The sequence below is a fragment of the Aeromicrobium phragmitis genome, assembly GCF_003674095.1.
Taxonomy (GTDB): Bacteria; Actinomycetota; Actinomycetes; order Propionibacteriales; family Nocardioidaceae; genus Aeromicrobium; species Aeromicrobium phragmitis.
The window spans coordinates 37,093-52,231 of record NZ_RDBF01000011.1 but is presented as its reverse complement, the minus strand read 5'-3'; the positions used below and the strand labels follow the sequence as shown (position 1 = coordinate 52,231).

Here is a 15,139-nt window from a genome sequence, read left to right as displayed (position 1 = left end):
GCCCGCCGCGTCGTGTCCTAGGCTAAAGACATGCCGAGCGAGCGGACAGATTTCGTCGTCATCGCGAACCGTTTGCCCGTCGATCGCGTCACCTCGTCCACCGGCGAGGTGCAGTGGCGCACCTCCCCCGGCGGTCTCGTCACCGCGCTCGAGCCCGTCATGCGGCGCCACGACGGAGCCTGGATCGGATGGCACGGCGCAGCCGATGAGGCACTTCAGCCCTTCGAGCACGCGGGCATGCACCTCGTGCCGATCCCCCTGAGCGAGCAGGAGGTGCGCGAGTACTACGAGGGCTTCTCGAACGCGACTCTCTGGCCGCTCTACCACGACGTCATCGCTCCCCCGGAATTCCACCGCGAGTGGTGGGACTCCTACGTGGCGGTCAATCAGCGGTTCGCCAACCGCGCCGCCGAGATCTCCAACGACGGCGCCACGGTGTGGGTGCAGGACTACCAGCTGCAGCTCGTGCCGCAGATGCTGCGCGCCCTGCGCCCTGACCTGCGCATCGGCTTCTTCCTCCACATCCCGTTCCCGCCGACCGAGCTGTATCAGCAGCTGCCCTGGCGACGCGAGATCCTCGAGGGTCTGCTGGGTGCCGACCTCGTCGGTTTCCAGGCGCCCGGCGCAGCCCAGAACTTCGTCCGACTCGTGCGTCAGCGGGTGGGCCACAAGACCCACCGCGACACGGTCTACCTGCCCGACGGACGCACCGTGCTGGCCAAGGCGTATCCGATCTCGATCGATGCCGCGGGATTCGAGAAGCTCTCGCGCACCCCGGAGGTTCAGGCCCGAGCCGCGGAGATCCGCGAGAGCCTGGGCAATCCCCGGACGGTGCTGATGGGCATCGACCGGCTCGACTACACCAAGGGCCTGCCGCAACGGTTGCGCGCCTTCGGAGAGCTCATCGCCGACGGCAGCGTGCAGCTCGACGATGCCGCGTTCATCCAGGTCGCCACGCCGTCGCGCGAACGCGTCGAGCAGTACCGCATTCTTCGCGACGACATCAACCGGCTCGTCGGCCGGATCAACGGCGACGTCGGCCGGATCGGGCAGCAGCCCATCCAGTACTTGCACGCCTCGTACCCGCGTGAGGAGATGGCCGCGCTCTACCGGGCCGCCGACGTCATGGTGGTCACGCCGCTGCGCGACGGCATGAACCTCGTCGCCAAGGAGTACATCGCGACTCGGTGGGACAACGAGGGGGGGCTGGTCCTGAGCGAGTTCGCCGGCGCGGCCGCCGAACTCCGGCAGGCGTACCTGGTGAACCCGCACGACATCAACGGCCTCAAGCAGAAGATGCTGGAGGCGATCAACGCCAGCCCGCGTGAGATGGGCCGGCGCATGAAGGCGCTGCGCAAGCAGGTCATGGAGAACGACATCGATCTGTGGGCCAACGACTTCCTCACCGAGCTCAACGAGCAGCGCGACCCGCACGGAAAGACGACGCGGCCGGTGGCGTGAGCGTCACGCCACCGGCCGGGTCCGCGGTCAGACGGTCGCGGGCGTTTCGACCGCCTGACCGCTCGGGGACAGCCGACGCAACACGTCGGCGAGCGTGACCACACCGACGACCCGCTCGCCGTCGTCCACGACGGCGAGGTGATTGCGCGACTCGCGCATCGTGGTCAGCGCCTCGTGCAACGGGGTCTGCGCGGTGAGCGTGAACACCTCGCGACTCGCCGGGGCGATCGGCTCCCCCGCTGCCCGCGTCAGGGTCTCGCGCACGTGCACCACGTGCGTGGGTCGCTCCCGCGGCCCGACGAGGATCCGCAGGTGGCCGGACTCGCGTGCCGCGCGCTGCACGTCGGCGACGGTGCCGTCGGACGGGACGGCCGTGATCTCGTTGCCCTGCACCAGCAGATCGCCCACGGTGAGCTCCTGCAGGTTGATCGTCTGCGCGATCTGCGCCGAGAAAGCCGCGTCTAGCGCACCGACGTTGGCCGAGTGCTGGACGAGCTGAAGCAGGTCGGCGGCGCTCTGGCTCGATGACGTCTGATCCACCGGTTCGACGCCCACGGCGCGCACGAGCCGGTTCGCCGCCTGGTTGAGCGCCCGCAGCAACGGCCGGACGAGCCACATGAACGCCCGCATCGGGATCGCGAGCAGGGTCGCCGACCGTTCCGGGTGCGCGATCGCCCAGGACTTGGGAGCCATCTCCCCCACCACCAGGTGGAGGAACGTGACGATGATCAGCGCCAGGACGAAGGCCAGCGTGTCGGCGATCCAGTACGGCATGCCCCAGCCGTCGAGCAGGGGCGTCAGGGCGTGGTGCACGGCCGGCTTCGTGATGGCACCCAGGGCGAGGGCGCACATCGTGATGCCCAGCTGCGAACCGGCCAGCAGGAGGGTCAGCTCGTGCGAGGACCGCAGCGCGGCCCGCGCCGAGCGGCTCTCAGTCGCGGCGTCCTCGAGCCGGTGCGGTTTCGCTGCGATGAGTGCGAACTCGATCGCGACGAAGAACGCGCTCAACGCGATGATGACGACGGTGGTGATGGTGACCACCCACGGGTTCTCGCTCATCGCGCTTCCTCCTCGTCGACGGGTGCCTGAACGGTCATCTCGACGCGGACGGTCGAGGCGACGTGGTCGCGCAGTTCCAGCACGGTGACCGTCAAGTACTCCGGCTCGGGTTCCTCACCCAGGGCGACGGCGCCCGGGTCGGGTGGCAGTTCCACGCGCACCTGATCGCCTTCTTCCGGCAGTCGGCCGAGGTTCGCGATGACGAGACCGGAGAGCGTCTCGTAGTCGCCGTTGGGTAGATCGCGCTCGAGGAGGCGCTCAACCTCGTCCATGTGCGCTTCAGCGGACACCCGCCACAGGCCCGGACCTTCGGGTTCGGCGACGGGGAACACCTCGTCGTACTCGTCGGCGATCTCACCGACGAACTCCTCGGACAGATCCTCGGGCGTCAGCACGCCGGAGAAGCTCCCGTGCTCGTCGACGACGCACGCCAGCTGCTCGCGCGTGTCGTTGAAGGCCGCCAGCGCGTTGGGCAGCGGCATCAGCTCGGGGATGACCAGCGCGGGCCGCATGATCGAGGTGACGGGAGCGTCGATGTCGTCGACCTCCAGGACGTCGATGAGGTGCGCGACGCCGACGATGCGTCCCTCCTCCATGACCGGATACCGCGAGTGTCCCGAGGCCATGCGCTCGCGCAAGGCTCCGATGGTCTCGTCGGACTCGATCGCGACCACGCGCGAACGCGGCACCATGGCGTGCTCGACGTCCTGGCGCGGGAAGTCGAGGATGCGATCGACCATCATCGACAACTCCGGCGACAAATCGCCGGACTCCCGCGACTCGGCCACGATGTGCTCGAGGTCTCGGGCGGTCGCCGAGCTCTCCACGTCGTGCACGGGCTCGATCTTGAGCATGCGCAGCAACAGGTTCGAGGCGTGGTCGAAGACGCTGATGAGCCACCCGAAGACCTTGAGATAGATGAGGGTGGACCGCGACAGCGCCCGGGCGACGGGCTCGGGGGTCGCGATGGCGAGGTTCTTGGGGAACAGCTCGCCGAACAGCATCTGGATGATCGTCGACAGCAGCAGGGCGAGCACCGTCCCGATGCCCACGCCGACGGCGGTGGAGACACCCACACCGCCTAGCAGATCGCCGACGGACTCACCGATCAGCGGTTCGGCGACGTAGCCGACCAGCAGCGCGGTGACGGTGATGCCGAGCTGAGCGCCCGACAACATGAACGAGGTCCGGCCGGTGACCTTGAGGGTGCGCTCGGCCACGGCGTCGCCGGCGGCGGCGCGAGCTTTCAGACGGGACCGGTCAACGGCCATGTAGGCGAATTCCTGGGCCACGAAGTAGGCGGTCGCCGCGGTGATCACCAACACGACCACCAGGCCCAGCAGTAACAAGACGACACTCATCGGCGCTCACCCCCTGGCGCCTCGGTACTACAACTCGGAGGGTCGTCCGAACGCGGAGCGGTGCTCGGCATCGTGTCCTAACTCGAAGAGGGGCAGTCTTCCCCGGTGATCGGTCACCAAGGATCGCCGCGCCCACGACGCGGCGACGAACCTAGTGTGCCGAAGGTGGGCAACTTCACGCCACTGCAGATCCGACTCGCGTCGCAGGCCCACGTAACGTGCGGGACATGCCGCACGACGACTTCTACGCCGCGCCCGGTCTGGCCGGCGACATCGTCCGTCTCGTTCCGCTCGCCGAGGAGCATGCGCCGGACCTGCTCGAGGCGGCCGACGACGAGGTGTTCCGCCACCTCAGCAAGCCTCTCCCGGCGTCGGTGGACCAGATGCGGTCGCTCATCGCCTGGTATCTCGAGGCGCCCGGCGTCGTGCCCTGGGCCCAGCTCGACGTCGCCAGCGGCAAGGCCGTCGGAATGACGACCTACTACGACATCGATCCGGCCCTGCGGACGGTCGCGATCGGACACACCTGGCTCGGCCGCAGCCACTGGCGACAGGGGCACAACACCGAAGCGAAGCTGCTGCTCCTGCGCCGCGCCTTCGAGGAGCTGGAGTGCGTCCGCGTGGTGTGGCACACCGACATCCGCAACGAACGCTCGCAGGCAGCGATCACCCGCCTCGGTGCGCTGCGCGAGGGCGTCCTCCGCAAGCACCGTCGCCGCGTCGACGGCAGCTGGCGGGACACCGTCATCTTCTCGATGGTCGACGACGAGTGGCCCGCGGCACGCGACCGTCTCGAGGAGGCGTTGGCGCTGCCGCGGTGATGCTCAGGCGTTGACGACGCGGGCCCGGCGCAGGACCGGGTTGGCCAGCAGCGCCAGCACGAAAGCCCCACCGGCGGCGCAGATCGTCACGAGGAAGGCGGGCTGGTGACCGCCCGCGTCCGCGGCTCGACCGGCGACCGCCGCTCCCGTGGCGTAGCCGAGCCCGGTCGCGGCGGCGAGGAACGTCATCGCGGTGCCGACCCCGGACAGCGGGACGAGGATGCCCGCGAGCGCGAAGTTGCTGATCATGTAGGGCGCGACCGCGAAACCCAGCACGACGATCACGGCGACGAGCGCGGGCAGCGAGTCGACCCACCACAGCGGCACGGCGAGCGCGAACAGCGCGGCCGCGGCGACCAGCATCCGCGTCGCGTAGAGGATGCGCTCGGGAAGTGCGGTGATCGCGAGACCGGCGATGACGCTGCCGATTCCGAGGCAGGCGTGGATGAGGCCGGCCAGGCCCGCCTGCCCGGCCGCCGTCGCGAGCACCGTCGTGCCGGTCTGGATACTGCCGAACAACGTCCCGGCGCAGAACTGCGCACCGATGAGGACGACGAACGCCACCGACCAGAAGCGGTGGTCCTCCGCGGCGTGGGCTGCCGCCCGCTTCACGAGTCGCACGGTCGGGTGCACCGCGAACCACGTGCCGAACACGGCGAGCACGACGCCCGCCGTCACCACGGCGCCGGCCGGGTCGACCAGCACGCCGAGCACGCCGATGAGGGCGGGTCCGAGGACGAAGGAGGCCTCGTCGGCCGCTCCCTCGTAGGAGAAGGCCGCATCGACGAGGCGACGGCGGCGCACGGGGTCACCTTCGCTGTGCTCGGTGATCGGCCGCCAGCGCACGCGCGCAAGCGGCCCGACCTGCGGAAGCATGAGTCCGGTCACCGCGGCCACGGCGACGATGAGCGTACGCGGTGCCTCCGGCGTCGTGACCACGACGAGCGAGATCAGTCCGAGCGCACCCAGGATCGACTGGACCACGACGACGGGGCGCTGGCCGATCCGGTCCGCGAGCAGCCCCGCGACCGGGGCGCCCACCGCATTGGCGATCGCGAGCGCGCCGGCGGCCGCGCCACCCCACGCGTATCGGCCGCTGGCCTCACTGACCATGACGAGCGTGCCCAGCTGGCTCATGGCAAGCGGAATACGCCCGAGGAAGGCTACGAGGACGTAGGCGGGCCCGACTGTGCGCAACAAGGCGCGGTACGACGCGACGGCAGACAAAGCAGCCCGAGTCTACCGACACCGCCGGGCCGCGATGCGGCCCGCCACGCTCTAGAGTCGTCGGGTGCGTCTCCTGCCCGCCCGCATCGCCACGAGCGGGATCTTCGGACTCAATGGCTTCGTCCTCGGGATGTGGGTCGTGCACATCCCGTTGATCAAGGACCGGACCGGAGTCGCTGACCATCAGCTCGGCCTCCTCCTGCTCGTCCTGGGCGTGGCCGCGTGGATCGGGATGCAAGCCGCCGGACCACTCACCGACCGCTTCGGCAGCAGGGCGGTCGTGGTCACCGCGATGGTCGCGATGGGATTCGCGCTCCCCCTGCCCGGGCTCGCTCACGACCAGCTGAGTCTCGCGGGGGCGGTCGTCGTGCTCGGCGCCATGAACGGCTTCGTCGACGTCGCCCAGAACGCCCAGGCCGTCCAGGTCGAGCAGCACTGGGGGCGCGCCATCATGTCATCCTTCCACGCGTTCTTCTCCGCCGGCGGCCTCGTCGCGGCACTGAGCGGCGGGGCGCTGCTCGCGCTCGGGGTCAGCGCGCCCGTGGCCCTCGCCGGGGGCGGCGGGGTGACGATCGCCGCTGCCCTCGCCCTACGCCCACTGCTGCTCCCACCCGAATCGCGCCACGACGAGGCGAACGATCTCAGCCCGCGTACCCGTCCGCCGTGGACCGGGCGAGTCCTGCTGATCGGCGGGCTCGCCTTCGTGCTCATGCTGTCCGAGGGCGTGGCCTTCGACTGGAGCACGGTCCACGTGCGCGACCACCTGGGCGCGAGCGCGTCGACCGCGGCCCTCGCATTCGGCGCGTTCTCGGTCGCGATGACCGCCGTCCGGCTCTTCGCCGACCTCCTCGTCCGCGCATGGGGTCCGGGGGCCTTCGTGCGGCGCGCAGCGACCCTCGGCGCGCTCGGCTTCGCCGTCACCGTCCTGGCTCCCGACCCCGCCCTCGCACTGGTGGGCTGGGCGGTCGTCGGGATCGGACTCGCCGGTTGCGCTCCCCAGTTCTACTCCGCGGCGGGCAACGTGGATCGGCGCTACAGCGGCGTCTACCTCGCCCGCGCCGTCGGCATGGGTTACCTGGGCCTGCTCGCGGGTCCGTCCGTCATCGGGGCCATCTCCTCGGCAGCGGGGCTGGACCGCGCGTTCCTCGTGCCGCTCGCGGGTTGTCTCGTGGCCGCGGTACTCGCGCCCCGGGCGCTGCGGCACGATAGGGCGCGATGACCACACGCCGCCCGCTCGACGAACTTCTGGCGCCCGACTGGGCCGAGGCCCTCGCTCCCGTCGCTTCGCAGATCGCCGCGATGGGCGACTTCCTCCGCGAGGAGATCGCCGCCGGTCGCGGCTATCTGCCCGCCGGCGGGGCCGTCTTGCGCGCGTTCGCCGAACCGATGGCGAACGTGAAGGTGCTCATCACCGGCCAGGACCCGTATCCGACCCCGGGACATCCGATGGGTCTGTCGTTCTCGGTCAACCCCGACGTCCGTCCGCTGCCCCGCAGCCTCGTCAACATCTATCGGGAGTTGCACGACGATCTCGGCATCACGCCGGCCGAATCCGGCGACCTCACGCCGTGGGCGCATCAGGGGGTACTGCTGCTCAATCGCGTCCTCACGGTGCGCCCCGGCACTCCGGCGAGTCACCGCGGCAAGGGGTGGGAGAGCGTGACCGAACAGGCGATCCGCGCGCTCGTCGCCCGGCAGCGGCCACTCGTGGCGATCCTGTGGGGCCGCGACGCGCAGAACCTCGCCCCGCTCCTCGGCGACACGCCCCGGATCACCTCGGCCCACCCCAGTCCCCTGTCGGCCTCGCGCGGGTTCTTCGGCTCGCGGCCCTTCAGCCGCACCAACGAACTCCTGCGACAGCAGGGCGCGGAACCGGTGAACTGGCGTCTGGACGGCTAGGCTCATCAGCGTGAGCGAGACCAAGATCCGCGACCGCGGCCGGGTAATCGATGAGGGCTTCGGCCATCTTCAACGTTGGGGCCTGCGGATCGTCGTGATCGCGGCCGCCCTCTACGTGCTCGGATGGGTCATCGGCCGCACGTGGATGGTCTGGTTCCCGATCAGCCTGGCGATCCTCATCGCCACCGTGCTCGAACCGCCGGTCCGCACGCTCAGACGCATCGGGTTCCCCAGCGCATTCGCCGCAGCGGTCACCTCGTTGGGTTTCATCGGCGGGCTCTTCTTCGTCTTCTCGCTACTCATCCCGCAGGTCGTCGACGAGGCGCCGAGCATCGTCAACAGCGCCGCCAGCGGCCTGACCGAGGTGCAGCAATGGCTCGTCGAAGGGCCGTTCCAGGTGACCGAGGGGCAGATCACCGACGCGCTCGATGCCGTGCAGAACTGGCTCCGCGAATCCGCCCTGGACATCGGCGCCGGCGTCTTCAATACGATCGGCACTGTCACGAGTGTGGTCGTCAACCTCGTGGTGACGCTGATCCTGACGTTCTTGTTCCTCAAGGACGGCCACCGGTTCCTGCCGTTCGTGCGCCGGGTGGGTGGACGCCGGGCCGGCGGTCACCTCGCGGAGATGCTGACCCGCTCCTGGAACACCCTCGGCGGCTTCATCCGCACGCAGGGCCTGGTGTCGGCGATCGACGCGTTCTTCATCGGCCTCGGCCTGGTCATCGTCGGTGTACCGCTCGCGATCCCGCTCGCGATCTTGACGTTCTTCGGCGGCTTCATCCCGATCGTCGGCGCCTTCGCCACCGGTGCCCTCGCGGTCCTCGTCACGCTCGTGACGAACAGCTTCCAGGACGCCCTCATCGTGGTGCTGATCATCATCGCGGTCCAGCAACTCGAGGGCAATGTCCTGTCGCCGTGGCTGCAGGGCAAGAGCATGAAGCTCCACGCCGGCGTCGTGCTGCTCGCCGTGACCGCGGGCGGCTCGATGTTCGGCATCACCGGCGCGTTCCTGGCCGTGCCCGTCGCGGCCGTCGTCGTCGAAGTGCTGCGCTACCTCAACGAGCAGATCGATCACCAGGTCTCCCGTGAAGCGCCGCCGGAGGACCGCCGCGGCTCGATCGACCCGGACGAGGACGCCGAGCGGGCTGAATCGGCTCCGGCCGACGACGTCGAAGAACGCCCCTCCCCCTCCTGACCTCACGTCCGGCGGCAGCACGTCCCCGGGCGGTGCGTCGTCAACCTGACCCGAGCTCGCGGCGGTGCGTCCTCAACCTGACCCGCCCCGCAGCGGTGCAGCTTCAACCGGATCCCGCCCTCGAAAGGTTGAACACGCACCGCCAGACTCGCGCAAGGTCGATCCGCCTCGCGGCCGGTGCGTCCTCAACCTGACCTCGCTCGCGGCGGTGCTTGCTCAACCTGATCCGACTCACGAAAGGTTGATGACGCACCGCCCGACTCGCGAAAGGTTGATGACGCACCGCCCTGCGCGCGAAAGGTTGACCCCGCACCGCTCCTGACGAGCGGGGCGAGTGCGACTCAGTCGAAGACGACCGTCTTCACGCCGTTGAGGAGCACCCGATGCTCGGCGTGCGCTCGCAGCGCGTGGGCCAGCGCCCGGGCCTCCAGGTCCTGGCCGAGGTGAGCGAGTTCGCCGGCGGAGGATCGGTGGTCGACGCGGCGGAAGTCCTGCTCGATGATCGGGCCCTCGTCCAGTTCTGCCGTGACGTAGTGCGCCGTCGCACCGATGACCTTGACGCCGCGCCGGTGGGCCTGCTCGTACGGACGGGCGCCCTTGAAGCTCGGCAACAGTGAGTGGTGGATGTTGATCGCCCGGCCATGGACCGCCCGGCACATCTCGTCGGACAGGATCTGCATGTAGCGGGCCAGGACGAGCGCCTCGGCACCGGTCTGCTGCATCAGCGCGAGCACCTGCTGCTCCGCCTCACGCTTGGTGTCCGGCGTGACCGGCAGGTGGTGGAAGTCGATACCGTGCCAGCGCACCTCGTCCTGCCAGGTCGTGTGGTTGGAGACCACCGCGACGATCTCCACCGGCAGCTGTCCCGTCCGATAGCGGAACAGCAGATGGTTCAGCACGTGGCCCTGCTTGCTCACCATGACGACGACCTTCATCGGCGCGGTCGCGTCATGGAGGTCCCACGTCATGTCGAAGTCCGCGACCGCCGCGGCGAGCCGCTCGCGCATGTCGTCGACGGCGAGCGGTTCGGCGGACAGGAAGCGCACGCGCATGAAGAACTGACGGGTGTCGGGATCGGCGTACTGCTGCGACTCCACGATCGTGCAGTCGTTGTCCGCGAGCGTCGAGGAGATGGCCGCGACGATACCGACGCGGTCCGGGCAGGACAGCGTCACGATGAAGTCGCTCGTGGTGTCACATGGCATTGAGACCGGTCAACTCCCGTCCGATGATCAGCTTCTGAATCTGGCTCGTGCCCTCGTACAGGGTGAGGACCCGCGCGTCCCGCAGGTACTTGCCGAGCGGGTACTCGTCGATGAAACCGTAGCCCCCGAGCACCTGGAGGCAACGGTTGGTCACCGCGACCGCCGCCTCGCTCGCCGCGAGCTTGGCCATCGAGACGTGGAGGGAGAGCGCCTTGAGCGTGGTGCCCTGGTCGACGCCCCAGGCAGCGCGACGGGTGAGCAGCCGAGCGGCGTCGATCTCGACGGCGGAGTCGGCGAGCAGTTCCTGCACGAGTTGCTTGCTCGCGATCGGGCCGCCGAACTGGCTGCGCTCCGTGGCATAGCCGAGGGCGAAATCGAGCGCGGCTTGCGCGACGCCGACACTGCTCGCAGCAACGGAGATGCGGCCCTTCGTCAGTGCGGCGAGGGCGATCGGCAGCCCTCGCCCGACCTCGCCGAGCCGCGCGGAGTCCGGGACGCGGACCTCCTCGAGCGACAACGAGGCGGTCGCCTGGCCCCGCAGGCCGAGCTTGCCGTGGATCGTGTGAGCGGTGAAGCCGGGCGTGTCGCTCGGCACGAGGAACGCGGTGATGCCGCGCCCGCCCTCGTCACTCGTGCGCGCGAACACGAGCGCGACCTTGGCCCACGTGCCGTTGGTGATGAACATCTTCTCGCCGCTCAGCAGCCAGTCGTCGCCGTCGCGGCGGGCGCGCGTGCGCAGCGAACCCGGATCCGATCCGGAGTCCGGCTCGGTGAGACCGAAGCATCCCAAGGCCGTTCCAGAGGTGATCTGCGGCAGCCACTCCTGCTTCTGCTCGGGCGTGCCGTAGGCGGCGATACTCTTGCCGACGAGGCCGAGGCTCACCGAGACGATGCCGCGCACCGAGTTGTCGCCACGGCCGAGCTCCTCCATGACGGCGGCGTACGCCTGGAAGCTCGCCGGTGTGCCGCCGTACTCCTCATCGATCCCGAGACCGAGGATGCCCAGCTCACCCATCCGGGGCACGATCGCCGTGTCGACCGATTCCGCCCGGTCCCACTCACGGATATGTGGCAGGATCTCGCGGTCCACGAAGGTGCGCGCCGCGAGGGCGATCTGCTCGTCGAGCTCGTCGAGGGCGAAGTCCATGTCGGCAGGGTATCGCCGACGCTCAGCCCCAGAACTGCTGCACGACGTCCCAGCCGATCTTGACGATGAAAGCGCCGACCACGACGACGAAGACGATCCGGATGAACACCGAGCCCTTGGCGACGGCCGTGCGCGCGCCGAGGTACCCGCCGAGCACGTTGAAGATCGCGAGCACCAGGCCGGCCTTCCACATGACCGCCCCCTGCGGGATGAAGACGATGAGCGAGGCCAGATTGGTCGCGAAGTTCGCGATCTTGGCCTTGGCACTCGCGTCGAGGAACCCGTAACCGAGCCACCCGACGAGCGCGAACACGAGGAACGAACCGGTGCCCGGGCCGAGCGCACCGTCGTAGAAGCCGATGGCAGTACCGGTCAGCATCGCTGCCCCGTAATGGCGGTGGCCGCTGAACCTCAGCAGACTCGATCGGCCCAGCTGGGGCTTCAGCAGTGTGTAGGCGCCCACCATCACCAGCACGACGAGGATCACCGGGTTGAACGCGTCACGGGGGATGAACGACGCGACGAAGGCGCCGCCGAGCGCGCCGGCGAAGGCGGCGAGCGCGAGCGGCAACGCCGTCCTCAGGTCGGGCCGGACCCGGCGCAGATACGTCACGCTGGACACCGAGGTTCCCGCGATCGAACCGGCCTTGTTGGTCGCCAGCAGCTGCACGGGGGCCGCGTGGGGGAACGCGATCATCAGGGCGGGCAACTGGATGAGCCCGCCACCACCGACGACGGCGTCGGTCCAGCCGGCGAGGAACGCCGCGGCGGCGAGGAAGGCGAGCACCGCGAGCGTCGGGTCATCCACAACGACCCACCCTAGAACCGGATGTCACGATGTGCGCGTGCGGGCGGACCAGCGTCCGCCGATGCGCTCGATCCGCACCGGGTGGTCGAAGGCCGCGCTGACGTTCGCGTCGGTCAGCACCTGGTCGACCGGACCGGCGGCGACGAGTCGCCCGGCCCGCACCAGCGCCGCATGCGTGGTCCGGGTCGGCAACTCCTCGAAGTGGTGGGTCACCATGATCGTCGTCACGCCCGTCTCGGGCAGGCGGTCGATGGTCGCGATCATCCGTTCGCGGGCGGCCAGGTCCAGACCCGTACTCGGCTCGTCGAGGATCAGCAGCTCGGGGTCCGTCATCAGCGCGCGAGCGATCAACGTCCGCCCCCGCTCACCCTGCGACATCGTCAGCCAGCGTTGCGTCGAGTCATCACCGACACCGAGCTGACTCATCAGATCCTCGGCGCGCTTGCGTTGGTCGTCGGTGGGTTCCCAGCGCGGGACGCGCTCGATCGTCGACGTGGCTCCGGTCAGCACGATGTCGAGGACGGTCAGGTTCGAGCGCAGCGGGTGCCGTGCATCGACGACCGCGATCGAACGGCGAAGCTCGCGCAGGTCCACGCGGCCCATCTGGGCGTCGAGGATGCGCGCGCTGCCTCGACTGGGGAAGGTGGTCGCCGAGCAGATCGACAGCAGGGTGGACTTGCCGGCACCATTCGGGCCGAGCAACGCCCACTGCTCACCACGGCCGACGGTGAGGTCGATGCCGTGGAGAAGCTCGCGGCCGGCGCGGACGAAGGTCACGCCCTCGAGTCGTACGGCGTTCACGGCGTCACTGTACGCACGAGGGGGCGTGTCCAGAGCATGAACCCGGTGTCCGGAGGATGAGATGAGCGTGCGTACCATCGCTCCATCCCCCTCAGGACCTCTCGGGAGTACTGCCATGTCGTCGACATCCACCCGTGGCCAGCAGGCCGCGACCCCAGCCAATCCTCGCCATCGCGTCGTTCTCGCGAGCCTCGTCGGCACCACGATCGAGTTCTACGACTTCTACGTCTACGCGACCGCCGCGGTGCTGGTGTTCCCCCATCTGTTCTTCCCCGCGGGGAACGACACCGTCGCGCTGCTCTCCTCGTTCGCCGTCTTCGGCGCGGCGATGGTCGCGCGGCCGGCCGGCGCGGTGTTCTTCGGCCACCTGGGCGACAAGAAGGGGCGCAAGACGACCCTCGTGGCCGCGTTGCTGACGATGGGTATCGCGACGTTCCTCATCGGCGTGCTGCCGACGTACGCGATGGTCGGCTGGTTCGCACCGCTGCTGCTCGTGCTGATGCGCCTCGCGCAGGGATTCGCGCTGGGCGGTGAGTGGAGCGGCGCTGCACTCGTGGCCACGGAGAACGCGCCGGCCGGCAAGCGCGCGTGGTACGGCACGTTCCCGCAATTGGGCGCCCCGCTGGGCTTCATCCTGGCCAACGGCCTGTTCTTGCTCATCGCCCTGGCGATGCCGTCCGACGATCCGTCGATGCCCTCGGACACGTTCCTGTCGTGGGGCTGGCGCATTCCGTTCCTGTTCAGCGCCATCATGGTGGCCGTCGGCCTGTGGGTCCGCCTGCGACTGGTCGAGAGCCCGGCCTTCACCAAGACCCTCGAGAAGGGCACCGTCCACCGGCTCCCGCTCGCCTCGGTCGCCAAGAGCCACTGGCGCGAACTCGTGCTCGGCACGTTCTTCATGCTCGCGACCTACGTGCTCTTCTACCTCATGACGACGTTCTCGCTCAGCTACGGGCGCGCGCCCGAGGACGCCGAGCTCGCCGGACTCGGGTACTCGTACAACACGTTCGTCCTCATGATGATCGGCGGCGTGGTGTTCTTCGGCATCTTCACGATGATCTCCGGGCCACTCGCCGACCGCTTCGGTCGTCGCCTCACGCTGCTGATCGTCACCGCGGGCATCATGGTCTTCGGCCTGCTGTGGGTGCCCATGCTCGACAACGGACTCGTGATGCTGTGGCTCGTCGTCGGCTTCACCCTCATGGGTCTGACCTTCGGGCCGATGGGTGCGCTCCTGCCCGAACTGTTCCCGACCAACGTGCGGTACACGGGCTCGGGGATCAGCTACAACGTCAGTTCGATCCTGGGCGCCGCGGTCGCGCCGTTCATCGCGGTCTGGCTGTGGACGGTGGGCGACGGCAGCCCGTTCCTCGTCGGCCTGTATCTGACGGCGATGGCCGCGCTGACCTTCATCGCCCTGGTGATCGGCAAGGAGACCCGCGAGGTCGACATCGAGCAGTGATCCGGCTCGCCGAGCGGTAGGTGAGGTCCCAGGAGGCTTGCTCGCATGGGACCTCACCTACCGCTCACGCGGTCACTGGCCTCCGGGCGAGACGAGTCGGGTCAGGACGGCGGCCAGTTCGTCCTGCGCCACGGGGCCTTGACGCATCTGGTCCTCGGTGAAGAGCGACTGCGCGGCGCCGACGGAGAAGAGCACGCGGTACACGGCCGCGGCCCGCGTCGGCGTCATGCCGAGCCGCTCGACGAGCAACGACTCCGCCTGTGCCGCCAGCAGGTGCGTGCATCGGGCGTTGCGATCGACGAACGCGTCGATGGACTGTCCCTCGACGAAGAACGCCCGCAGGACGGGTCGATAGTCCGCGAACAGGCGAAGCGCCTCGCCGACGGCTCGGGCCGCTGCCTCCTGCGGTTCGAGAACCACGGCCTCCTCCATCGCAGCCACCGCCTCGCTCTCGAGCGCGGTGAGCAGGGAGTCCTGGACGGCGAGCAACAAGCCCTGGCGATCGCCGAAGCGGTGGTAGAGCGAGCCGTTGGACGTGCCAGCCCGCCGGGCCACGGCCGCGACCGTCACGGCTGTCAGCCCGCCCTCGGCGAGCAGCGCCCGCGTCGCCTCGATCATGCGGCGGGTGGAGGCCTCTCCCCGCTGCTGAGCCACGGTTCGCATGCGGCCACCCTTGCACATCTAGAGCGA

The 15,139-nt window shown here is 69.3% G+C and carries 14 protein-coding genes; 6 read left to right on the top strand and 8 right to left on the bottom strand.

Annotation, left to right across the window (positions count from 1 at the left end; all coding sequences use genetic code 11):
- Positions 1–30: 30 nt before the first annotated feature.
- Positions 31–1,461: an alpha,alpha-trehalose-phosphate synthase (UDP-forming) gene (locus D9V41_RS13155; protein ID WP_121795040.1), complete on the top strand. Its 1,431-nt coding sequence runs from the start codon at positions 31–33 to the stop codon at positions 1,459–1,461.
- Positions 1,462–1,488: 27 nt separating this feature from the next.
- Here the strand turns inward: D9V41_RS13155 and D9V41_RS13150 are convergent, their stop codons facing one another.
- Positions 1,489–2,520, bottom strand: coding sequence for a hemolysin family protein (locus D9V41_RS13150; protein ID WP_208006857.1), 1,032 nt, complete (start codon positions 2,518–2,520; stop codon positions 1,489–1,491).
- Positions 2,517–3,881, bottom strand: coding sequence for a hemolysin family protein (locus D9V41_RS13145; protein WP_121795039.1), 1,365 nt, complete (start codon positions 3,879–3,881; stop codon positions 2,517–2,519). Before D9V41_RS13145 ends, D9V41_RS13150 begins: the two co-directional genes overlap by 4 nt.
- 227 nt (positions 3,882–4,108) lie before the next feature.
- Between D9V41_RS13145 and D9V41_RS13140 the strand changes: the two genes are divergently transcribed.
- Positions 4,109–4,702 (top strand): GNAT family N-acetyltransferase, encoded by a 594-nt coding sequence (locus D9V41_RS13140; protein WP_121795038.1) that lies wholly within the window; start codon positions 4,109–4,111, stop codon positions 4,700–4,702.
- Positions 4,703–4,705: 3 nt separating this feature from the next.
- Here the strand turns inward: D9V41_RS13140 and D9V41_RS13135 are convergent, their stop codons facing one another.
- Entirely contained in the window at positions 4,706–5,839 is a 1,134-nt protein-coding gene (locus tag D9V41_RS13135) for an MFS transporter (RefSeq protein WP_243697272.1), read from the bottom strand.
- Positions 5,840–5,993: 154 nt separating this feature from the next.
- Between D9V41_RS13135 and D9V41_RS13130 the strand changes: the two genes are divergently transcribed.
- Genes D9V41_RS13130 through D9V41_RS13120 form a run of 3 tightly spaced genes read left to right on the top strand, consistent with a single transcriptional unit; the run spans position 5,994 to position 9,026 of the window.
- Positions 5,994–7,148, top strand: coding sequence for an MFS transporter (locus D9V41_RS13130; protein ID WP_243697271.1), 1,155 nt, complete (start codon positions 5,994–5,996; stop codon positions 7,146–7,148).
- Positions 7,145–7,828 carry a uracil-DNA glycosylase gene (locus tag D9V41_RS13125; protein WP_121795036.1) on the top strand — a complete coding sequence of 228 codons (684 nt, stop codon included), beginning with the start codon at positions 7,145–7,147 and terminating at the stop codon, positions 7,826–7,828. Before D9V41_RS13130 ends, D9V41_RS13125 begins: the two co-directional genes overlap by 4 nt.
- Positions 7,829–7,838: 10 nt before the next feature.
- Positions 7,839–9,026, top strand: coding sequence for an AI-2E family transporter (locus tag D9V41_RS13120; protein ID WP_243697270.1), 1,188 nt, complete (start codon positions 7,839–7,841; stop codon positions 9,024–9,026).
- A gap of 341 nt (positions 9,027–9,367) precedes the next feature.
- Here D9V41_RS13120 and purU read toward each other — a convergent pair whose 3' ends face one another.
- From purU to D9V41_RS13100, 4 genes are read right to left on the bottom strand one after another with little or no spacing between them, the layout of a single operon-like run.
- Positions 9,368–10,231, bottom strand: coding sequence for a formyltetrahydrofolate deformylase (gene purU / locus D9V41_RS13115; RefSeq protein ID WP_121795034.1), 864 nt, complete (start codon positions 10,229–10,231; stop codon positions 9,368–9,370).
- Positions 10,221–11,378: an acyl-CoA dehydrogenase family protein gene (locus tag D9V41_RS13110; RefSeq protein WP_121795033.1), complete on the bottom strand. Its 1,158-nt coding sequence runs from the start codon at positions 11,376–11,378 to the stop codon at positions 10,221–10,223. The genes purU and D9V41_RS13110 overlap by 11 nt, the downstream gene beginning before the upstream one ends.
- 22 nt (positions 11,379–11,400) lie before the next feature.
- Positions 11,401–12,186, bottom strand: a complete 786-nt coding sequence (locus D9V41_RS13105) for a TSUP family transporter (RefSeq protein WP_121795032.1) — start codon at positions 12,184–12,186, stop codon at positions 11,401–11,403.
- 24 nt (positions 12,187–12,210) lie between these two features.
- Positions 12,211–12,987: an ABC transporter ATP-binding protein gene (locus D9V41_RS13100; protein WP_243697269.1), complete on the bottom strand. Its 777-nt coding sequence runs from the start codon at positions 12,985–12,987 to the stop codon at positions 12,211–12,213.
- Between the two features lie 115 nt (positions 12,988–13,102).
- On the opposite strand from D9V41_RS13100, the gene D9V41_RS13095 reads away from it, so the two are divergent.
- The gene (locus D9V41_RS13095; RefSeq protein WP_121795030.1) at positions 13,103–14,449 is read left to right on the top strand and encodes an MFS transporter; all 1,347 of its coding nucleotides are present in this window, start codon (positions 13,103–13,105) and stop codon (positions 14,447–14,449) included.
- Positions 14,450–14,521: 72 nt separating this feature from the next.
- On the opposite strand, the gene D9V41_RS13090 is transcribed toward D9V41_RS13095, so the two are convergent.
- A complete protein-coding gene (locus D9V41_RS13090; RefSeq protein WP_166376040.1) occupies positions 14,522–15,112 on the bottom strand; it encodes a TetR/AcrR family transcriptional regulator in 591 nt (196 codons plus the stop codon).
- Between the last annotated feature and the right edge of the window lie 27 nt (positions 15,113–15,139).